Genomic DNA, 20,336 nt, shown 5'->3' with positions numbered 1-20,336 from the left:
GGATAATAAAGACATTGTGTATCAGTGATATGCCCATACGAGATCCTGACAAAGCCATGCCTGAACAAAATCGTTTTTCCCTGCCCGTCAAAGCGGGCGACCAACGCCAGTTAGGTGAACTGACCGGGGCAGCCTGCGCCACGCTGGTGGCGGAAATTGCAGAGCGTCATCAGGGCCCGGTGGTACTGGTCGCGCCGGACATGCAAAACGCCCTGCGTCTGCATGATGAGATCCGCCAGTTCACCGATCAGCTGGTCACCAGCCTTGCCGACTGGGAGACGCTGCCTTACGACAGCTTCTCGCCGCACCAGGAGATCATCTCCTCGCGCCTCTCCACGCTGTATCAGCTGCCCTCCATGCAGCGCGGCGTGCTGATTGTGCCGGTCAATACCCTGATGCAGCGCGTCTGCCCGCACAGCTATCTGCACGGCCACGCGCTGGTGATGAAAAAAGGCCAGCGCCTCTCGAGGGACGGCCTGCGCGTGCAGCTCGACAGCGCGGGCTATCGCCATGTCGATCAGGTCATGGAGCACGGGGAGTACGCCACCCGCGGCGCGCTGCTCGACCTCTACCCTATGGGCAGTGAACAACCTTATCGTCTGGACTTTTTCGACGACGAAATCGACAGCCTGCGCCTGTTTGATGCCGATACCCAGCGCACGCTGGAGGAAGTGGAGGCCATCAACCTGCTGCCGGCCCACGAATTCCCGACCGACAAAACCGCTATTGAGCTCTTCCGCAGCCAGTGGCGCGATAAGTTTGACGTCAAGCGCGACGCCGAACATATCTACCAGCAGGTGAGCAAAGGCACCCTGCCGTCAGGGATCGAATACTGGCAGCCGCTGTTCTTCAGCGAGCCGCTGCCAGCCCTGTTCAGCTATTTCCCGGCCAACACGCTGGTGCTCAACACCGGCGATCTGGAGACCAGCGCCAGCCGTTTCGAGAGTGAAACTCGCGCCCGCTTTGAAAACCGGGGGGTTGATCCGATGCGCCCGCTGCTGGAGCCCGAGCTGCTGTGGCTGCGCACCGATGAGCTGTTCAGCGAGCTGAAACGCTGGCCGCGCATGCAGCTCAAAACCGACAGCCTGCCGGAGAAAGCTGCCAATACCAACCTGGCCTACCAGCCGCTGCCGGATCTTGCGGTGCAGGCGCAGAACAAATCGCCGCTGGATAACCTGCGTAAGTTCCTCGAATCCTTTACCGGCCCGGTGATCTTCTCTGTGGAAAGCGAAGGGCGCCGTGAGGCGCTGGGCGAGCTGCTTGGCCGCATTAAGGTCGCACCGAAGCGGATCCTGCGCCTGGACGACGCCAGCGGCAACGGACGCTACCTGATGATCGGCGCCGCCGAACATGGATTTATTGATACGCTCAATAATCTGGCGCTGATCTGCGAAAGCGATCTGCTGGGTGAGCGCGTGGCGCGCCGCCGTCAGGACAGCCGCCGCACCATCAACCCGGACACGCTGATCCGCAACCTGGCGGAGCTGCATCCCGGCCAGCCGATTGTCCATCTGGAGCATGGCGTAGGCCGTTACGCCGGGATGACCACCCTGGAAGCGGGCGGCATCAAGGGTGAATACCTGATGCTGCTGTACGCCAACGACGCCAAACTCTATGTGCCGGTGTCGTCCCTGCACCTGATCAGTCGCTACGCGGGCGGTGCGGAAGAGAATGCCCCGCTGCACAAGCTCGGCGGCGATGCGTGGGCGCGGGCGCGGCAAAAAGCGGCGGAGAAAGTGCGCGACGTAGCCGCGGAGCTGCTGGATATCTACGCCCAGCGCGCGGCGAAGGCGGGCTACGCCTTCAAGCATGATAAAGAGCAGTATCAGCTCTTCTGCGACAGCTTCCCGTTTGAAACCACCCCGGATCAGGCCCAGGCAATTAACGCCGTGCTGAGCGACATGTGTCAGCCGCTGGCGATGGATCGTCTGGTCTGCGGCGATGTGGGCTTCGGTAAAACCGAAGTGGCGATGCGCGCCACCTTCCTGGCGGTGGAGAATAACAAGCAGGTGGCGGTGCTGGTGCCGACTACCCTGCTGGCGCAGCAGCATTACGATAACTTCCGCGACCGCTTTGCCAACTGGCCGGTGCGCATCGAGATGATGTCGCGTTTTCGCAGCGCCAAAGAGCAGGCGCAGATCCTGGAGCAGGCAAGCGAGGGCAAGATCGACATTCTGATCGGTACCCATAAACTGCTGCAGAGTGACGTGAAGTGGAAAGATCTGGGGCTCTTGATTGTCGACGAAGAGCACCGCTTCGGCGTGCGCCACAAGGAGCGCATCAAAGCGATGCGCGCCGATGTCGATATCCTGACCCTCACCGCCACGCCGATCCCGCGCACGTTAAATATGGCGATGAGCGGCATGCGCGATCTGTCGATTATCGCCACGCCGCCTGCCCGCCGTCTGGCGGTGAAGACCTTTGTCCGTGAGTACGATAACCTGGTGGTGCGCGAGGCGATCCTGCGTGAAGTGCTGCGCGGCGGCCAGGTTTATTATCTCTATAACGATGTCGAGAATATCCAGAAAGCGGCCGACCGTCTGGCGGAGCTGGTGCCGGAAGCGCGTATTGCCATCGGCCACGGGCAGATGCGCGAGCGCGAGCTGGAACGGGTGATGAACGATTTCCATCACCAGCGCTTTAACGTGCTGGTTTGCACCACCATCATCGAAACCGGTATCGATATCCCTACCGCCAATACCATTATTATTGAGCGAGCGGATCACTTTGGCCTGGCCCAGCTCCATCAGCTGCGTGGCCGTGTCGGACGTTCGCACCATCAGGCCTATGCCTGGCTGATGACCCCACACCCGAAAGCGATGACCCCCGATGCGCAGAAGCGTCTCGAAGCCATCGCCTCGCTGGAAGATCTGGGCGCCGGTTTTGCGCTGGCCACTCACGACCTGGAGATCCGCGGCGCGGGCGAACTGCTTGGGGAAGATCAGAGCGGCTCGATGGAAACCATCGGTTTCTCGCTCTACATGGAGCTGCTGGAAAACGCCGTCGATGCCCTGAAGGCGGGGCGCGAGCCGTCGCTGGAAGATCTCACCAGCCAGCAAACGGAAGTGGAACTGCGGATGCCGTCCCTGCTGCCGGATGATTTTATCCCGGACGTTAACACCCGCCTGTCGTTTTACAAACGCATCGCCAGCGCCAAAGACGAAGCCAGTCTGGAAGAGATAAAAGTGGAGCTGATCGACCGCTTTGGCCTGCTGCCGGATGCAGCGCGTAACCTGCTGGATATCGCCCGTTTACGCCAGCAGGCGCAGAAGCTCGGGATCCGCAAGCTGGAGGGGAATGATAAAGGCGGCATGATTGAGTTTGCCGAGAAGAACCATGTCGATCCGATGTGGCTGATCGGCCTGCTGCAAAAACAGCCCCAGCACTTCCGGCTCGATGGACCGACGCGCCTGAAATTCACCCAGGATCTGGCGGAGCGCAAAACCCGCATGGACTGGGTACGTAACTTTATGCGTCAGCTTGAAGAGAATGCCGTAGCCTGACCCTGTGCCGGGCTACCATCGGGTCGCCCGGCATGATTTTCCCTGCGCAATTTACAACTCTTTGCAATCCCCCTGGACTTCCCGACACACTCATTCGCCATAATTATCAATTAACGTTCAGATAATAATAATCTTTATTGCTATGGATTCTGGTGATGATAAAAACGTCGCGTTTTACCCGTTGGATATCGGTGGTTGCGCTCCTCGCGACCGTAGCGCTTGCCCTGCCCGCCCAGGCGAATACCTGGCCCCTGCCCCCGGCGGGTAGTCGGCTGGTGGGCGAAAATCGTTTTCATGTGGTGGAAAACGATGGTGGTTCGCTGGAGGCGATTGCCAAAAAATATAACGTCGGTTTCCTGGCGCTGCTGCAGGCTAACCCTGGCGTCGATCCCTACGTCCCCCGTGCAGGCAGTGTCCTGACCATCCCGCTTCAGACCCTCCTCCCCGATGCCCCGCGGGAAGGGATTGTGATCAACCTGGCTGAACTGCGGCTCTACTATTATCCGCCGGGTAAAAACGAGGTCACGGTTTACCCCATCGGTATTGGCCAGCTGGGGGGCGATACCCTGACGCCAACTATGGTCACCACGGTGTCGGACAAACGCGCCAATCCGACCTGGACCCCAACCGCCAACATCCGCGCCCGCTATAAAGCCCAGGGTATCGATCTGCCAGCGGTGGTCCCCGCCGGACCGGATAACCCGATGGGTCATCACGCCATTCGCCTGGCTGCCTACGGTGGGGTCTATCTGCTGCACGGCACTAACGCCGATTTTGGCATCGGCATGCGCGTCAGCTCCGGCTGTATTCGCCTGCGGGACAATGACATCGAGACGTTGTTCCGTGTGGTCCAGCCCGGTACCAAAGTGAATATCATGAACACGCCGATTAAGGTGTCAGAAGAGCCTGGCGGCGTGCGCCTGGTGGAGGTACATCAGCCGCTGTCGAAAGCGCTGAATGACGATCCCCAGACCCTACCGATTGTCCTGAATGCTGCGCAGCAGGGCTTTAAAGCCAGCGCTGACGAGGTCGTTATGGAGCGCGCCATGGAAGCGCGTTCGGGTATGCCGGTAGATGTGACGCCTCACCCCGCTACCCAGGCGCTGTAGCCTTAACAGATAAAAAAACGCTCTGCACAGGCAGAGCGTTTTTTTTCGCAGTGGCATTAATGAGGGTTAAGCCATGCTTATTTGTAGATCACTGCAGTACCGTGCAGGGTGTTCGGGCCGGTTACAGAAGTAATACGGAAAGATTTCGCCCCCATTTCATCCGCTTTTTGCGCTAACTGGCTTTCAAGAGAGCTCAGGTTAGTCCCGGCGTTCGCAGAGATGGTGCCCACCTTTTGTTGATCGGCAGGGGTAGACTGAACTTCAACCGCAGCGAAGCTGGCAAATGAGAGTGAGCTGAGTACTGCAGCGGCGATGATTGTTTTTACGTTTTTCATGATAAGGACCTTTTGCAAGTGAACGGGATGTCGTAAGCATTAACTTAACGATCGATAACAAAATGATAGATGTGATCTACATCACACGTCAATTTATTTTTATAACGATCATTAAAATAATTTTAAAAGCGTTTAAATTCATATTGATATGATGAATAAATTTTTATTCATGCGGCGCTGGCTGCGGAAAGGGATTATTTTTATAATGGTCGTTCAACAATCCAACAGAGGTACAACGGCTCATGACAACCGATGACACGCGTTGCGAAAAGAAAAGCCGTGGCCGACCAAAAGTGTTCGACAGGGAAGCGGCGCTGGACAAGGCCATGACGCTGTTCTGGCAGCATGGGTATGAAGCCACATCACTGACTGACCTGGTTGCCGCGACGGGGGCGAAAGCGCCTACGCTGTATGCAGAATTTACCAATAAAGAGGGGCTGTTCCGGGCGGTGCTGGATCGCTATATCAGCCGTTTTGCCGCCCGCCATGAAGCGCAGCTGTTTTGCGAGGAGAAGCCCGTTGAACGGGCGCTGGAAGACTATTTCACCGCGGTGGCGACCTGCTTTACCAGCAAAGAGACCCCTGCGGGATGTTTTATGATTAACACGTCGGCCACGCTTGCAGCCTCTTCTGAAGAGATTGCCCATACGGTTAAATCTCGCCATGCCATGCAGGAAGAGACGCTGTGCCAGTTTTTACAGCAGCGTCAGCAGCGCGGTGAGATCCCGGCGCAGTGCGATCCGAAGAAACTTGCCCAATATCTGAGCTGCATTTTGCAGGGTATGTCCATCAGTGCCCGCGAAGGGGCCAGCCTGGAAAAACTGCTGACTGTCACCCAGATAACCCTGCGGTTATGGCCTGAACTGCTGAAAGTCTGATTTTCAGGGCGCTCTGCCGCCCTGCTCCCCCTTTTCTCGCCGCAGCTTCCGCTATACTTCGTAGAAAGATAGTTAAAAACTATCACCACGGCTTCACCGCTTGCTATGCTTAACCAGTGATTATTGATGTGCTAATGATTAGTTGCATTAGTTATGGTGAAGGCGTTCTGGCTATTCACATTCAGAAGGAGAATATAATGGTTTTGCTGTTACCTTTTTTTAAGGTGTTAATAGGCATTACATTGTTATTCGGTCTCTGGGTTTTATGTGGTGGGTCAGTTTTATTTGCTTTTCTTTCCGTCCTGATAACGGGATTTATGTTACTGCGCCAGTATAATGAATTCGACCTTTGACCCCGTCACCCAGCAGCATCTCCAGGAAAGACCTTACTTCTGGCGCAAGTCGCCCCGCTGTTAAGGTCTTTTTTATGCGCAAAAAAAGCTCCCCAGCCTGAGCGAATGGGGAGCTAAATGCAGAGAACAGATTTTTTTATGCTTTGTTATTCAGTACCAGCTGACCGTCGCCATTAAGGGGGATCTGCGTACCGGGATCTTTATCCATACGGATCTTGCCCTGCTGATCGCCAATTTTGTAGGTTACATCGTAGCCGAGCATTTTTTCTGACTTGTCATAGACCGTCTTACAGCGCTGCTCGGTGGTGGTGTAGGTATCACGCTCCTGCAGGGCACCCTGCGCCTGGTTCCCCGCGTAACCGCCACCCAGTGCGCCCACGACCGTCGCGACATCTTTACCCCGTCCGCCGCCAAACTGATGACCAATCACCCCACCGGCCACCGCACCCAGTACAGAACCGGCAATGCGGTTTTCATCCTGTACAGGACGGCGATGCGTTACGGTCACATTGCGGCACTCCTGACGCGGTGTTTTCACCGTCTCTTTAATAGGCGTAGCCGAAACCACCTGCGCATATTGTGGGCCACGATCAAAAACATTAAGACTGGCAACTGCCGCCACACCTAATGCGGCGACCACGCCAATCCCTATACCTGCCACCATGGATTTATTCATGTGACGTTCTCCTTTGTATTGCTATTGGTAACAATTCTGCGACTAAAGGTGTGTGCAGGCAAATCAGAGAAAGGATTAAAAATGTGGGAACAAGCGCAAAATGAGCCGGTTTAGGAGGACTCTTAACCCTGTGAGGGCGATTTACAGAACGATATGCTGAAAAAGCCCCTTCGCGAGAGCGAAGGGGCAAAGGCATTAGTGCAGCTTCAGTCGCGGTCGGATGACGCGGTTGATGCTACCTACCAGCATCATCAGCCCGGTTTTGAAATAGCCGTGCAACGCAATCTGGTGCATACGGTACAGCGAAATGTAGACGAAGCGGGCAATACGTCCTTCTACCATCATCGAACCGCGCATCAGGTTACCCATCAGGCTACCGACGGTGGAGAAGTTCGAGAGCGACACCAGTGAACCATGATCTTTATAGACATAGTTCTTCAGAGGCTTGCCCTTCGCCTGCGCCAGAATATTGTGCAGCGCCAGGCTGGCCATCTGGTGTGCGGCCTGGGCGCGCGGTGGCACGAACCCACCTTCCGGACGGGCACAGGAGGCGCAGTCGCCAATGGCAAAGATATCCGGGTCGCGGGTGGTTTGCAGCGTCGGCTCAACCACCAGCTGGTTAATGCGGTTGGTCTCCAGTCCACCGATCTCTTTCATGAAATCAGGGGCTTTAATGCCTGCCGCCCAGACCATCAGATCGGCTTTGATATGTTCGCCATCTTTGGTGTTCAGACCCTGTTCATCGGCACTGGTGACCATCGTCTGAGTCAGAACACGCACGCCCAGTTTGGTCAGCTCGTTGTGCGCCGCGCCGGAGATACGCGGCGGCAGCGCAGGCAGAATACGTTCGCCCGCTTCCACCAGCGTCACGTTCAGCGCGTCGTTGGTTAAGCCTTTGTAGCCATAGCTGTGCAGCTGTTTCACCGCGTTGTGCAGCTCCGCAGAGAGCTCAACGCCCGTCGCGCCACCGCCGACGATAGCGATATTCACCTTGCCGCTTGCGCCGAGGTTATTGGAATATTTCAGGAACAGGTTCAGCATCTCCTGATGGAAACGACGCGCCTGGTGCGGGTTGTCGAGGAAGATGCAGTTCTCTTTCACGCCCGGCGTGTTAAAGTCGTTGGAGGTACTGCCCAGCGCCATCACCAGCGTGTCATACGCCAGCTTGCGCTCCGGCACCAGCAGCTCGCCCTTCTCATCGCGCAGCTCTGCCAGGGTAATGGTTTTGCTTTCACGGTTGATATCCATCACCGAGCCCAGCTGGAACTGGAAACCGTGGTTGCGTGCATGCGCCAGATAGCTCAGGGCGTCAACGCCCTCATCCAGAGAACCGGTCGCCACTTCATGCAGCAGCGGTTTCCACAGGTGGCTGTGGTTGCGATCGACAAGCGTAACTTTGGCTTTTTTACCGCGTCCGAGCTTCTTACCCAGCTGCGTAGCCAGTTCCAGACCGCCAGCACCACCACCCACAATCACTATCTTTTTCAATGGCGTAGTCAACGTGACCCCCTAAATTATTAACCAATTGTTAACTAAAAGTTATGAAAATAACCTTTAATTAACAACAGGTTACATCGCTGAAACCGTTCAATGGACATGAGAATAACATGTTCGGTGCATTGGTCATACCAAAATTGATATGCATCAAGTTTTGCCGCTTAAAATTCACCCAAGCTTAGCAAAAAGAAAGCCCGGCTCACCTGCGTGGCCGGGCTTAGTTGAAAAAATGAGCCTTATCCTAAAGTCTTGAACGCTTTGATCCGCTGCAGATGAGGGGCGATATTTTTGAACTTGTGGGTCTGCTCTTCATCCCAGACAATTTCGTAGTAGTGGTGCAGCAGCTCCGCGGCTCGCGGGCTGTTCAGCGCCTCATCGTTGCGGGAGAGGATCACCAGACAGCGATCGCGGTTCTTCTCGCGAAAGTTGCTCACGCACTTGGTGGCGATATCAACGTACTCTTCCGGCCGGTCGATCTTGCCTTCCATGTTCTCGTTCGGGAACAGGTTAGGGTTGAACACCACCTGGCGGATATCACACAAGAACCCTATGCGCTCCGCCCAGTAGCCTCCCAGACCGACACCACAGATCAACGGGCGCTCGTCAACGTTCAGCTGCAGCATCTTGTCCACTTCTTTCAGCAGATGCTGCATATCATGTTTCGGATGGCGCGTACTGTAGCTAATCAGCCGCACATCCGGATCGATAAACTGCAGTTGCAGGACCTTCTCGTGATTCCCGGGACTGTTCGAATCAAAACCGTGCAAATAGATGATCATCGTATCCTCGTCACACTACGCTTGTCAGGAGGGATCATTGCCCCGCTTTATGCGCTTCCCAGCGCTCATGAAGCGCTTCAAGTTGAGCATTGACGGCTTTCCAGCGTGCTGAATCCCGCAGTTCCTGACGGCTAAAAGAACCTTTATGATACAATTGTGTAACACGTTCAGCCTTGATCGGCGACAGGTTATCTAACACGCTTACTGCGCCTTTACGATTATTGCAGACCAGGATCATATCGCAACCTGCATCCAGCGATGCCTGACCGCGTTCAGCGTAGCTCCCCATGATCGCCGCCCCTTCCATCGACAGATCGTCGGAAAAAATCACGCCATTAAAACCGAGTTCCTGGCGCAGGACGGTTTTTAGCCAGTGCGGCGAGCCGCTGGCCGGACGCGGATCGACGTCGGCATAGATCACGTGCGCGGGCATGATGGCATCAAGCTTATTGTCGCTGATAAGCGATTTAAAAATCGACATATCCCTGGTGCGGATCTCCGCCTGTGGCCGTGGGTCACGCGGGGTTTCTTTGTGGGAATCTGCCGTAACGGCGCCATGACCCGGAAAGTGTTTCCCCGTGGTTTTCATCCCGGCTTCGTGCATGCCGTCGATAAAGCGGGTCGCCATTTGCAGCGCCTTCTGCGGTTCGTCATGGTATGCACGCTCACCGATGGCGGCGCTGATATGGCCGACGTCCAGCACCGGGGCAAAGCTGATATCAATATCCATGGCAATCATCTCGCTTGCCATCAGCCAGCCCGCCTCCTGCGCCAGCTTGCCCCCCTCTTCCAGCCCAAGCAGCGCGGCAAACGACTGGGCAGCGGGCAGACGGGTAAAGCCGTCGCGGAATCGCTGCACGCGGCCTCCCTCCTGATCCACCGCCACCACCAGCCGGTGACGGGAGGCCTCCCGGATCTGGCGAACCAGCTCGCGCAGCTGCGCCGGATCGTAATAATTACGCGTAAACAGGATCAAGCCGCCTACCAGCGGGTGCGCCAGAATTTCGCGCTCCTCCGCATCCAGCTCATAACCTTCCACATCCAACATGACCGGACCCACACGAACCTCCCTTATTCTGTTGTTTCTAACTGGCGCCAGATCTCATCGGCCAGCGTCATAAATTGTTTATCTTGTGATTGCTGCCAGCGTAGCTCAAACCAGCCTGCCATCAGCATCAGTACCCAGGGACGCCAGCGCTTCACCTGGCGTTGCAACTGCGTCAGGTCAAGCTGAGCAGCATGGGCGTAAGCGGCGAGCAGCTGCTGACGCTCTGCGTCACTGTCCGTCCAGACGCTTGCCAGCTCCAGCGCCACATCTCCGTCACCCGCGTACTCCCAGTCCAGCAGCCGGATACCGGCATCCGTATGCACGATATTACCGGCATGAACGTCCATGTGCAGCGGCGCCAGCCGCAGTGGGCGCGGCTCCCCCCGTTTTTGCAGACGTTTGTGCCATCGCAGCCATAGCGGCGTGCGCCGGGTGGGCGAGGCCTGGAGCCAGTACTGCTCCAGTAGCGGCATCAGGGTGATACGCCAGCCAAACACGGGCTGTTGATGGAGATGATACAGCATCCCGGCCAGTGCGGGTTCAGCGGGCAACCTGGTTTTGACCTCCCCCGCCAGATAGTCCACCGCTATCCAGCCCGGACTGTAAAAGTGCGGCTGAGGAGCAATGTCGGCGGGAAGATGGCGCAGGGCATGGTACTGACGGCGAAAATGAGCAGGCGTTGCCAGGGCATCATGACGCTGGCGTAGCACCAGACGACGCGCAGCATGCTCAATAATGCAGCTCGCGCCGCTCAACCCGGTATGGGACGGCGGCGCGACGATGCGAAACTGCGGAAAATAGCGCGACAGCAGCGTGTCGCGCGTCAGGTTACTGTTGCTGAACTGCACCTTTACCCGACCAGATAATCTCACCTGTCTGAACCAGCATCAGCTGCATTTGCAGCGCCGGGGAATTGACGTTGCCGGTTGCGCTGGAGTAAAGCACATACTGCGCGCCCACGTTACGGGCAATGCCGATGGCTTTACTGCGTGAGCCCAGGCTGTCCTGCGGGGAAAGGCCCAACTGCTGCTTGGCGACAGCAAGCTGCTGCGCAGACACCAGCGTAAATTTGCCGTTATTGGCCAGCGCATTACGCAGCGTTTCGGTCGCCTCACCAGCATTCAGGCTGCCGTTAGTGCGGTTGTTGACGCTGTCCACCAGCAGCACGCTGCCTGCGTTAACGCCCTGCGCCTGGAGCATCTTACCGACCATAGGCTGCATTGCGCCGTTCCAGTCGTAGTGACGTTCACGCGGTGCAGGCTGGGCGGGCTCTTCCTGATGCTCTATCGGACCAGGCTGCGCGGGAACGCTCGGCACGGTAGGAACAACAGGAACCGGCTGGGTTGGCTGAACCGGCTGCTCGACGCCCGGTTTGACCTCTTCCACCGGTGCTGGTGGTTGCTCAGTGCGGCTAATACAGCCCGACAGGAACAGTGCAAAAGCCGTGACAAGCGCGTAACGACCGATCTGTTTAATCAAAATTCACCCCTCAGAGATATAAATAAAGTCTGACCTTATGCGCACCCAGATAATTTGCGCTGCCATATAGCTTAACCGACGATTTTGCCGGAATGGTTACGCTGCGCGGCGCCTCAAGTGGATGCATTTCCAGGCCGCGGGCGTCATACCAGAAAAAACGGTAGTGTACGGTAACTGGCGCATCTCTTTCATTGAACAGCACAGAGGAGGCGGACGGTTGAATTTCGCTGACCGACAGCGAAGGCTGATCGGCGGTAATCCCTGCCGCCAGCACCGATGACTCCATAACCAGCGTTTGATCGTCATTAACGGGAATCGACGGTTGCGAACTGCATCCCGCCAACGCTATCACCAGCGCCGCCATCCATCCTCTTTGCATCTTAAAGACCTTTATGCGCCAGCATCGGGCCCAGCGGACGACCGCCCAGCAGATGCATATGAATGTGATAAACTTCCTGACCACCGTGGCGGTTGCAGTTCATGATCAAACGGTAACCGTCCTCGGCAATGCCTTCCTGCTCAGCAATTTTCGCTGCTACTGTCAGCATACGGCCTAATGCCAGTTCATGCTCAGTTTTCACGTCATTAACCGTCGGAATCAGAATATTAGGAATAATGAGGATGTGCGTAGGCGCCTGGGGGGAGATGTCGCGAAAAGCGGTAACCAGTTCATCCTGATAGATGATATCTGCCGGGATCTCGCGGCGGACAATTTTACTGAAAATGGTTTCTTCAGCCATGAGGTTTTCCTTATTCATTAGTCTGGCGACGAGCCCGGAAACAACCCGCCCGGTGCAGGCGCAATATTTTGTGGCAAGACTAAAGAGTATGAGCGACTTTCTCCTGTCCTTTCAACCTTATCCCATGAATTCTTTGCGTGTGCGGCCCGATCTGCTCGCGAAGTAACCACCTCCCCTCCACCCGCTCTGAAACATTATTTCACTTACCGCCGCAACATCTGTTTACAGTGATAAATCGAATGCGTATATTTCGCATTTGCATTTTCATGCGCAATTTATACCTAGAAAAATGATTTCAGTCCGTCGATACGGGACTGATGCACACCATTCACCGTTCATAAGGGTTTAATGATGTCTTTCACCATTCAATCCAGGGAAGGGCAATCCCGGTCTGTCGCAACACCTTCGTTGCTGGCAGCCTGCATTGCTATGGCATTGATGCCAACCACCGCTTTCGCCGCCTCCACCGAAGATACCGTCATTGTTGATGGTTCTTCTCAGTCGGACGCCTCCGCTGATGACAGCCAGGACTACAGCGTAAAAGCCACGTCCGTGGGCACCAAAATGCAGATGATCCAACGTGACATCCCGCAGTCGGTCACCATCGTCAGCGAACAACGTATGGAAGACCAGCAGCTTCAGACCCTGGGCGAAGTGATGGACAGCACGATGGGGATCAGCAAAAGCACGACTGACTCCGATCGCAGCAACTATTACTCCCGTGGTTTCGAAATCGACAACTACATGGTCGATGGCATCCCAACCTATTTTGAGTCGCGCTGGAATCTGGGTGATTCCCAGTCAGATATGGCGCTGTTTGAACGCGTCGAAGTCGTGCGCGGCGCCACCGGGCTGATGACCGGGACGGGTAACCCGTCGGCGGCCATCAATATGGTGCGCAAGCATGCCACCAGCCGTGAATTTAAAGGCAACCTGTCTGCAGAGTACGGCAGCTGGAACAAGCAACGTTACGTGATGGACATGCAAAGTCCACTGACGGAAGATGGCAACCTACGGGCGCGTATTGTGGCGGGTTATCAGGACAGCGACTCCTGGCTCGACAACTACAATCAGAAGCGCACCTTCTTCTCCGGGATCCTGGACGCGGACCTGGCCACCAGCACTTCACTGTCGGCAGGCTACGAATACCAGCGTATCGACATCAATAACCAGACGTGGGGTGGTTTGCCGCGCTGGAACACCGATGGCAGCGTCAGACATTACGATCGCGCGCACAGCACCTCACCTGACTGGGCTTACAACGACAAAGAGTTCAACAAGGTCTTCTTCACGCTGAAGCAGCGCTTTGCCGACAACTGGCAGGCCACGTTGAATGCGACCCATACCGAGGCGAAATTCGACAGTAAAGCGATGTATCTCGATGCTTACGTCAATAAAAGCACCGGTATGCTGGAAGGCCCTTACGTGAACTACGGTCCGGACTACGGCTACATTGGCGGCACCGGCTGGAACAGCGGCAAGCGTAAAGTAGACGCAGTGGATCTCTTCGCTGACGGCGGCTACGAGCTATTGGGTCGCCAGCACACCATGATGATCGGCGGCAGCTTCAGCCGTCAGACGAACCGCTACACTAACTCGTGGGCCAACGTCTACCCGGAGGAGTTCGGCAGTTTCTACGACTACAACGGTTACTTCCCGGAAACCAACTGGGGATCGCAGTCGCTGGCCCAGGATGACACCACGAATATGAAATCGCTGTACGCCGCGACGCGCATTTCCCTGGCCGATCCTCTGCATTTAATTCTTGGCGCCCGTTATACCAACTGGAGCATTGAAACCCTGACCTACGGCATGGAGAAGAACCATACCACCCCTTATGCCGGTCTGGTCTACGACATCAATGACAACTGGTCAGCCTACGCCAGCTATACCTCTATCTTCCAGCCGCAGAACTACCGCGACAGCTCGGGCAAGTATCTTGATCCGATCACCGGGAATAACTACGAAGCGGGCCTGAAATCTGACTGGATGAACAGCCGTCTGACCACCACGCTCTCTGTCTTCCGCATTGAGCAGGATAATCTGGGCCAAAGCACCGGCCGGACGATTCAGGGAGCAACGGATACAGCTTACGAGAGCGTAGACGGTACCGTGAGTAAAGGCGTGGAGTTTGAAATCAACGGCGCGCTGACCGATAACTGGCAGATGACCTTTGGCGCAACGCGTTACGTGGCGGAAGATAACGATGGCAAGGCGGTAAACCCGCAACTGCCGCGGACCACGGTGAAACTCTTCACCAGCTACCGCCTGCCGGCGATGCCTGAGCTGACCGTTGGCGGCGGCGTTAACTGGCAAAACAGCGTCTACACCTATCAGGACACCCCTTATGGCACCTGGCGTGCATCGCAGGGCAGCTATGCGCTGGTGGATCTCTTTACCCGTTATCAGGTCACAAAGAACTTCTCCCTGCAGGGTAATGTGAATAACCTCTTTGATAAGACATACGACACTAACATTGAGGGCGAAATTGTCTATGGCGAACCGCGTAACGTGAGCCTGACCGCAAGCTATCAGTTCTGATAAAGCATGCAGCGTCTAAGGGAGCCAAATGGCTCCCTTTTTTGTGCGCGCTGTTCGCCGGGTGGCGGCTGCGCCTTACCCGGCCTACGGTTCGTGCGGTTGTTGCCTTTGTAGGCCGGGTAAGTGTAGCGCCACCCGGCATGCCACAAACTACAGATATAAAAAAGGCAGCCATTCGGCTGCCTTAGTCTCCCCAGGTCACAACTTAGTTGCTGCTGATGTACTCATCCATTTCGGTTTTCAGGTTATCGGATTTAGTACCGAAGATAGCCTGTACACCGGAACCTGCAACAACTACGCCAGCTGCGCCCAGTTTTTTCAGACCCGGCTGGTCAACTTTCGCAACATCGGCAACGCTAACACGCAGACGAGTGATACATGCGTCCAGGTTAGTGATGTTCTCTTTACCGCCGAAGGCTGCAACCAGTGCCGGAGCCATTTCGCTGGTCGCACCCGCTTTGCTGTCTTCTGTTGCATCTTCACGACCTGGTGTTTTCAGGTCCAGCGCTTTGATCAGCACACGGAAGATGGTGTAGTACAGCACCGCGTAGCCCGCACCAACGATTGGGAACAGCCACAGTTTGCTGCTGTTACCGGACAGGACGATAAAGTCGATCAGACCGTGCGAGAAGGAAGTACCGTCACGCATACCCAGCAGGATACAGATTGGGAACGCCAGGCCAGCCAGAATCGCGTGGATAATGTACAGGATCGGCGCAACGAACATGAAGGAGAACTCGATCGGCTCGGTGATACCGGTCAGGAACGAGGTCAGCGCTGCGGAGATCATGATACCGCCCACTTTTGCACGGTTCTCTGGTTTAGCAGAGTGCCAGATTGCAATCGCAGCAGCCGGCAGGCCGTACATTTTGAACAGGAAGCCGCCAGACAGTTTGCCTGCGGTTGGGTCGCCTGCCATGTAGCGTGGGATATCGCCGTGGAAGACCTGACCCGCAGCGTTGGTGAATTCGCCGATCTGCATCTGGAAAGGAACGTTCCAGATGTGGTGCAGACCAAACGGCACCAGGCAACGCTCGATGAAGCCGTAGATACCAAACGCCACAACCGGGTTCTGGTAAGCCGCCCACTGAGAGAAGGTCTGGATAGCGGAACCAATCGGTGGCCAGATGAAGGAGAGGATCACACCCGTGAAGATCGCCGCCAGGCCAGAGATGATTGGAACAAAACGCTTACCGGCAAAGAAGCCCAGATACTCAGGGAGCTTGATGCGATAGAAGCGGTTAAACATATACGCCGCAATAGCACCCGAGATGATACCGCCCAGAACCCCGGTGTCAGCCAGGTGTTTAGCAGCGATCTCTTCCGGTGGTAAGTGCAGCACCAGAGGTGCAACCACAGCCATGGTTTTAACCATGATGCCGTAGGCAACGACAGAGGCCAGCGCAGATACGCCGTCGTTATTGGTGAAGCCAAGCGCAACGCCGATGGCGAAGATCAGTGGCATATTAGCAAAAACAGAACCGCCTGCTTCCGCCATCACATGAGAAACTACGGCTGGCAGCCAGCTGAAGTTTGCAGAACCGACGCCCAGCAGAATACCTGCGATAGGCAGTACGGATACCGGCAGCATCAGCGATTTACCGACCTTCTGCAGGTTAGCAAATGCATTCTTAAACATAATTGAGAGTGCTCCTGAGTATTTGTGCTTTTTTTACGTTTTCACGCATTGGCCCGGGGGGAGAACCGTGCCGTGGACAGGACATCTAAGCGCCCTTTATTTATTACGCAGAGTAAAATAAATCTGCGGATCTTTGTTTGACGGCTATCACGTTTCAGCGTTCGTTACCTGAAAAACTTTCAGATTTTTACAAAATAGATGTCTAAATGTTACCAGAAACGCATTCACCGCCCCTGTTTGGGCGGTGAACTTTACTCGCTTTAGCTATTAATTACGAGCCCAAAAAAAACTGACGAATCATACTGATTGCAGGCGGGAGGGGTCAATGTGAAACAGACTGGCGAAGTTATGAGTGGTAATGCGTGCCAGTTCTTCAACATCGACGCCTTTCAAAACGGCCATATACTCGGCCACATCCCGTACCATCGCGGGTTGGTTCTCTTTACCGCGGTGCGGTACCGGTGCCAGATAAGGGGAATCTGTCTCCACTAGCAGGCGATCGAGCGGGACGTATCGCGCAGCGTCGCGAAGCTGCTCTGCGTTACGGAACGTCACGATCCCGGAAAACGAGATATAAAAACCCAAATCCAGCAGTTTGCCCGCTGTTTCTCTGTCTTCAGTGAAACAGTGTAGTACGCCACCACAATCCGTCACCTTTTCTTCTGACAGGATCGCCAGCGTATCGGCACGGGCATCGCGGGTGTGGACAATCACTGGCTTGTTCAGCTCCCGGCCAATACGGATATGATCGCGGAATGATTCCTGCTGACGGGCTTTCGTTTCCGGAGTGTAAAAATAGTCCAGCCCGGTTTCACCCATCGCGACGACGCCCTCTTCCGCCGCCAGACGGCGTAAATCCTCGACATCATAGGCCTCATCCTGGTTCAGCGGATGCACGCCGCAGGAGAAAACGACATTGTCGCGCACGCCCACCAGCTCACGCATGGTGCGGTAGCCCGGTAACGTCGTGGCGACCGCCAGACAAAATTTCACATCGCGGGCTGCGGCTTTTTCCAGCACGTCATCGACGTTTTTATGCAGGGATTGATAATCCAGGCCATCAAGATGGCAGTGTGAGTCGACTAAAAACATAATGTCTCTCTCAGAGATGGGATACAGGCAGCGTTGTGCCCGGTTGCAGGTAATGCTCGATAGTGAGTAACAGGTCGGTCAGCACAAGCTCCCGATTCAGCCCCGTTACGCTGAGTAATTGTTCGCGACACTGGCATACGTCATGAAGGATAGCCCGTAATGCCACTCCTGGCAGGCGCCGGGCGAGGCTGTTTACCAGCTGCCAGGCATCGGCATTGCTGATCAAGGTCGCCCCCTGCTGAATTTTAAGGGCATCCAGCAACAATGCCGCCAGCCAGTGCAGACGATCGGGCGCCTGTTCATGATTGAGCACCGACAGCAGACTCATCCAGTCACCACTGTCAGGTACAGCCCCAAGCGCCTGGCAAAGCTGTTCGCGTTGTCCCCAGACGTTGGGCTGCAACAGCGCCAGCGCGGCTGCAGGCGCGCCGCCGCACAAACGCAGCGCGCTGAGCGCCGCTTCTTGTGACGTTGTCACTTCTCGCGCAAGCCAGCTGATAGCCCACGCCTCCTGCGGCACGTTGAGATGATGCAAGCGACAGCGGCTTCGGAGAGTCGCCAGCAACCGTCCGGGCTCACGGCAGGCCATCAGGAACCAGGTATTTTCCGGCGGCTCTTCCAGGGTTTTTAACAGCGCGTTGGCCGCAGCTTCGGTCAGCTGGGCGGCATCCTTGACCCAGACCACTTTCGCCCCGCCAAGCCGCGCGCGCTCGTAGAGCTTCTCGCTGACCGCGCGAACCGCATCAATACCCAGCGTCGTTTTGCCCTTCTCTGGCTCAAGCGCGTAATAATCCGGGTGCGTCTGCGCCTGCATCAACTGACAGCCGCGGCACTGGCCACAGCTTTTATGCCCCTGGGGTTGCTGGCACATCAGAAAACGGCTGATAGCGTAGATCAGCGCATCATCGCCCATTCCCGGCAGCGACTGGATCAGTAACGCATGATGCCCCCGACCGGACTGATAGCTGTTCACCAGCTGTTCTAAGTGCGGGCGCAACCATGGATACCATTTCATGCCTGTTGTTCCTTCAGCCATTCGGTGACCGTTTTACGAATGGCGTCCATCACCGCTTCCAGTGGCTGGGTGGCGTCGATGGTGCGGATGGTGCTGTCCTGCGCGGCCAGCTCAAGATAGCGGGCGCGGGTACGGTTGAAGAAGTCCAGCGACTCCTGCTCAATACGATCCAGTTCGCCACGGGCGCGGGCGCGCTTCAGGCCCACTTCTGGCGTCACGTCGAGATAGAGCGTCAGGTTCGGGCGGAAATCCCCCAGCACCGCATCGCGCAGCGTGGCGAGCATCGTCTGGTCAATGCCGCGGCCACCGCCCTGGTAAGCCTGGGTGGAGAGATCGTGGCGGTCGCCGATGACCCAGCACCCACGCGCCAGCGCAGGTTTGATGACGGTTTCGACCAGCTGGACACGCGCGGCGTAGAACATCATGACTTCGGCTTTATCCGTAATGACTTCATCGCCGACCGATTTAATGTCCAGCACCAGACTACGCAGTTTTTCCGCCAGCTGTGTGCCGCCCGGTTCGCGGGTGAAGATCATCTCTTCGATGCCGCACTGTTTTAGCGTCTCGACGACCGTATCGCGTGCGGTGGTTTTCCCGGCGCCTTCCAGCCCCTCAATGACGATGTAGTTACTGCGCATTTTTTTCCTTAAGTGCCTTCAGATAGTCCTGGACCGAACGATTATGACCGGCAAGATTGGTGTTAAAAGTATGTCCACCCTTTCCGTCAGCGACGAAATAGAGATACGGCGTTTTGGCCGGATGCGCGGCGGCATTCAGCGATGCCTGACCCGGCGTGGCGATCGGCCCCGGGGGTAATCCGCTAATGACATAGGTATTATAATCCGTTGGGGTTTCGAGATCTTTACGCGAAATGTTGCCCTTGTAGTTCTCACCCATCCCGTAAATCACCGTAGGGTCAGTCTGCAGCCGCATACCGATACGCAGACGATTGATAAACACAGAGGCCACCTGATCGCGTTCGCTGGCGACCGCCGTCTCTTTCTCGACGATAGAGGCCATGGTCACGAACTGGTTCTGATCTTTATACGGCAGGTTTTCCATCCGCCCTTCCCAGGCTTTATCCACGGCTGCAACCATCTTTTTATGCGCACGCTGCAAGAGTGCTACATCGGTGGTGCCCGCGGTGTACATCCAGGTATCGGGCCAGAACCAACCCTCTATCCTGTCAGGATGCTCAAATTTCAGGGCCTCGGCGACGGCGGCATAGCTGTCGTCCGGCAACGTATGCTTGATGTAGGGCGCATCGCGCAGCTGCTTCAGGTAGTCGCTAAGACGCATCCCTTCGACAAAACGCAGCGGGAACTGCGCCTCTTTACCGCTTTCAAGCAGCTCCAGCATCTCCTTCACAGTCATTCCTGGCGTAAAGCGGTACGTACCGGCTTTAAAATGCGACAGCTCCGGCTGCACGCGTAATAACCACTGGAATACCCGCGGGCGGTTAATGATCTTGTCGCCGTACAGCTGCTCACCCAGCGCCAGCCGTCCGGTACCGGGTTTCAGGGTAAATACCGTCTCGTCGGCGATCAGGATTTTGCTCTCCGCCAGCTGGCGAACTTTCCACATCCCCACGCCAGCGGCAATGCCCAGCACGACAACGACGAGGAGAATAAAGCGCAACATTTTCTTCATGA

The 20,336-nt window shown here is 56.1% G+C and carries 18 protein-coding genes; 4 read left to right on the top strand and 14 right to left on the bottom strand.

Features of this window, described 5'->3' with window-relative positions:
- The first annotated feature begins 56 nt into the window (after positions 1-56).
- Together mfd and ldtC are read left to right on the top strand one after the other, a co-directional pair.
- Positions 57-3,503: a transcription-repair coupling factor gene (gene mfd, locus C2U54_RS13685; RefSeq protein WP_103179114.1), complete on the top strand. Its 3,447-nt coding sequence runs from the start codon at positions 57-59 to the stop codon at positions 3,501-3,503.
- 152 nt (positions 3,504-3,655) lie between these two features.
- The gene (gene ldtC / locus C2U54_RS13680) at positions 3,656-4,612 is read left to right on the top strand and encodes a L,D-transpeptidase LdtC (RefSeq protein WP_139156332.1); all 957 of its coding nucleotides are present in this window, start codon (positions 3,656-3,658) and stop codon (positions 4,610-4,612) included.
- A 77-nt stretch (positions 4,613-4,689) separates the two neighbouring features.
- On the opposite strand, the gene bhsA is transcribed toward ldtC, so the two are convergent.
- Positions 4,690-4,947: a multiple stress resistance protein BhsA gene (bhsA, locus tag C2U54_RS13675; RefSeq protein WP_103179112.1), complete on the bottom strand. Its 258-nt coding sequence runs from the start codon at positions 4,945-4,947 to the stop codon at positions 4,690-4,692.
- A 242-nt stretch (positions 4,948-5,189) separates the two neighbouring features.
- On the opposite strand from bhsA, the gene C2U54_RS13670 reads away from it, so the two are divergent.
- Positions 5,190-5,825, top strand: a complete 636-nt coding sequence (locus C2U54_RS13670) for a TetR/AcrR family transcriptional regulator (protein ID WP_103179111.1) — start codon at positions 5,190-5,192, stop codon at positions 5,823-5,825.
- A 489-nt stretch (positions 5,826-6,314) separates the two neighbouring features.
- Here the strand turns inward: C2U54_RS13670 and C2U54_RS13665 are convergent, their stop codons facing one another.
- From C2U54_RS13665 to hinT, 8 genes are all read right to left on the bottom strand, one after another.
- A complete protein-coding gene (locus C2U54_RS13665) occupies positions 6,315-6,854 on the bottom strand; it encodes a glycine zipper 2TM domain-containing protein (RefSeq protein WP_103179110.1) in 540 nt (179 codons plus the stop codon).
- Between the two features lie 195 nt (positions 6,855-7,049).
- Entirely contained in the window at positions 7,050-8,354 is a 1,305-nt protein-coding gene (locus C2U54_RS13660) for an NAD(P)/FAD-dependent oxidoreductase (protein WP_103179109.1), read from the bottom strand.
- A gap of 233 nt (positions 8,355-8,587) precedes the next feature.
- A complete protein-coding gene (gene ycfP, locus C2U54_RS13655; protein WP_103179108.1) occupies positions 8,588-9,130 on the bottom strand; it encodes an alpha/beta hydrolase YcfP in 543 nt (180 codons plus the stop codon).
- A gap of 34 nt (positions 9,131-9,164) precedes the next feature.
- Positions 9,165-10,190 carry a beta-N-acetylhexosaminidase gene (gene nagZ, locus C2U54_RS13650; protein ID WP_103179107.1) on the bottom strand — a complete coding sequence of 342 codons (1,026 nt, stop codon included), beginning with the start codon at positions 10,188-10,190 and terminating at the stop codon, positions 9,165-9,167.
- Between the two features lie 11 nt (positions 10,191-10,201).
- On the bottom strand, positions 10,202-11,026 hold the full coding sequence (thiK, locus tag C2U54_RS13645; protein WP_103179106.1) for a thiamine kinase: 825 nt from the start codon (positions 11,024-11,026) through the stop codon (positions 10,202-10,204).
- Positions 11,007-11,657, bottom strand: coding sequence for a penicillin-binding protein activator LpoB (lpoB, locus tag C2U54_RS13640; RefSeq protein ID WP_103179105.1), 651 nt, complete (start codon positions 11,655-11,657; stop codon positions 11,007-11,009). Before lpoB ends, thiK begins: the two co-directional genes overlap by 20 nt.
- 10 nt (positions 11,658-11,667) lie before the next feature.
- Positions 11,668-12,036 (bottom strand): YcfL family protein, encoded by a 369-nt coding sequence (locus C2U54_RS13635; protein WP_103179104.1) that lies wholly within the window; start codon positions 12,034-12,036, stop codon positions 11,668-11,670.
- 1 nt (position 12,037) lies between these two features.
- Entirely contained in the window at positions 12,038-12,397 is a 360-nt protein-coding gene (gene hinT / locus C2U54_RS13630; RefSeq protein WP_139156331.1) for a purine nucleoside phosphoramidase, read from the bottom strand.
- A gap of 351 nt (positions 12,398-12,748) precedes the next feature.
- Here hinT and fhuE point away from each other — a divergent pair, with 351 nt between their 5' ends.
- The gene (gene fhuE / locus C2U54_RS13625) at positions 12,749-14,938 is read left to right on the top strand and encodes a ferric-rhodotorulic acid/ferric-coprogen receptor FhuE (protein WP_103179102.1); all 2,190 of its coding nucleotides are present in this window, start codon (positions 12,749-12,751) and stop codon (positions 14,936-14,938) included.
- 205 nt (positions 14,939-15,143) lie between these two features.
- Here fhuE and ptsG read toward each other — a convergent pair whose 3' ends face one another.
- The 5 genes from ptsG to yceG form a co-directional block, all read right to left on the bottom strand.
- Positions 15,144-16,577, bottom strand: a complete 1,434-nt coding sequence (gene ptsG / locus C2U54_RS13615; RefSeq protein ID WP_103179100.1) for a PTS glucose transporter subunit IIBC — start codon at positions 16,575-16,577, stop codon at positions 15,144-15,146.
- Between the two features lie 297 nt (positions 16,578-16,874).
- A complete protein-coding gene (locus C2U54_RS13610; protein WP_103179099.1) occupies positions 16,875-17,669 on the bottom strand; it encodes a metal-dependent hydrolase in 795 nt (264 codons plus the stop codon).
- Positions 17,670-17,679: 10 nt separating this feature from the next.
- Positions 17,680-18,684, bottom strand: a complete 1,005-nt coding sequence (gene holB / locus C2U54_RS13605) for a DNA polymerase III subunit delta' (protein ID WP_103179098.1) — start codon at positions 18,682-18,684, stop codon at positions 17,680-17,682.
- Complete coding sequence (gene tmk, locus C2U54_RS13600) at positions 18,681-19,322, bottom strand: dTMP kinase (RefSeq protein ID WP_103179097.1); 642 nt, start codon at positions 19,320-19,322, stop codon at positions 18,681-18,683. Before tmk ends, holB begins: the two co-directional genes overlap by 4 nt.
- A complete protein-coding gene (gene yceG, locus C2U54_RS13595) occupies positions 19,312-20,334 on the bottom strand; it encodes a cell division protein YceG (RefSeq protein WP_103179096.1) in 1,023 nt (340 codons plus the stop codon). The genes tmk and yceG overlap by 11 nt, the downstream gene beginning before the upstream one ends.
- Positions 20,335-20,336 lie beyond the last annotated feature (2 nt).

Origin of the sequence: Leclercia sp. LSNIH1, assembly GCF_002902985.1 — a bacterium.
Lineage (GTDB): Bacteria > Pseudomonadota > Gammaproteobacteria > Enterobacterales > Enterobacteriaceae > Enterobacter.
The sequence above is the reverse complement of the archived record's forward strand: the minus strand, read 5'-3'. Positions and strand labels throughout refer to the sequence as shown.

What these genes read in the sequence shown, in the direction of transcription:
- mfd (WP_103179114.1), top strand. Translation starts at nt 57, where the DNA reads ATGCCTGAACAAAATCGTTTTTCCCTGCCCGTCAAAGCGGGCGACCAA.
- bhsA (WP_103179112.1), bottom strand. Translation starts at nt 4,947, where the DNA reads ATGAAAAACGTAAAAACAATCATCGCCGCTGCAGTACTCAGCTCACTC.
- C2U54_RS13670 (WP_103179111.1), top strand. Translation starts at nt 5,190, where the DNA reads ATGACAACCGATGACACGCGTTGCGAAAAGAAAAGCCGTGGCCGACCA.
- C2U54_RS13665 (WP_103179110.1), bottom strand. Translation starts at nt 6,854, where the DNA reads ATGAATAAATCCATGGTGGCAGGTATAGGGATTGGCGTGGTCGCCGCA.
- ycfP (WP_103179108.1), bottom strand. Translation starts at nt 9,130, where the DNA reads ATGATCATCTATTTGCACGGTTTTGATTCGAACAGTCCCGGGAATCAC.
- C2U54_RS13635 (WP_103179104.1), bottom strand. Translation starts at nt 12,036, where the DNA reads ATGCAAAGAGGATGGATGGCGGCGCTGGTGATAGCGTTGGCGGGATGC.
- hinT (WP_139156331.1), bottom strand. Translation starts at nt 12,397, where the DNA reads ATGGCTGAAGAAACCATTTTCAGTAAAATTGTCCGCCGCGAGATCCCG.
- fhuE (WP_103179102.1), top strand. Translation starts at nt 12,749, where the DNA reads ATGTCTTTCACCATTCAATCCAGGGAAGGGCAATCCCGGTCTGTCGCA.
- ptsG (WP_103179100.1), bottom strand. Translation starts at nt 16,577, where the DNA reads ATGTTTAAGAATGCATTTGCTAACCTGCAGAAGGTCGGTAAATCGCTG.
- C2U54_RS13610 (WP_103179099.1), bottom strand. Translation starts at nt 17,669, where the DNA reads ATGTTTTTAGTCGACTCACACTGCCATCTTGATGGCCTGGATTATCAA.
- holB (WP_103179098.1), bottom strand. Translation starts at nt 18,684, where the DNA reads ATGAAATGGTATCCATGGTTGCGCCCGCACTTAGAACAGCTGGTGAAC.
- tmk (WP_103179097.1), bottom strand. Translation starts at nt 19,322, where the DNA reads ATGCGCAGTAACTACATCGTCATTGAGGGGCTGGAAGGCGCCGGGAAA.
- yceG (WP_103179096.1), bottom strand. Translation starts at nt 20,334, where the DNA reads ATGAAGAAAATGTTGCGCTTTATTCTCCTCGTCGTTGTCGTGCTGGGC.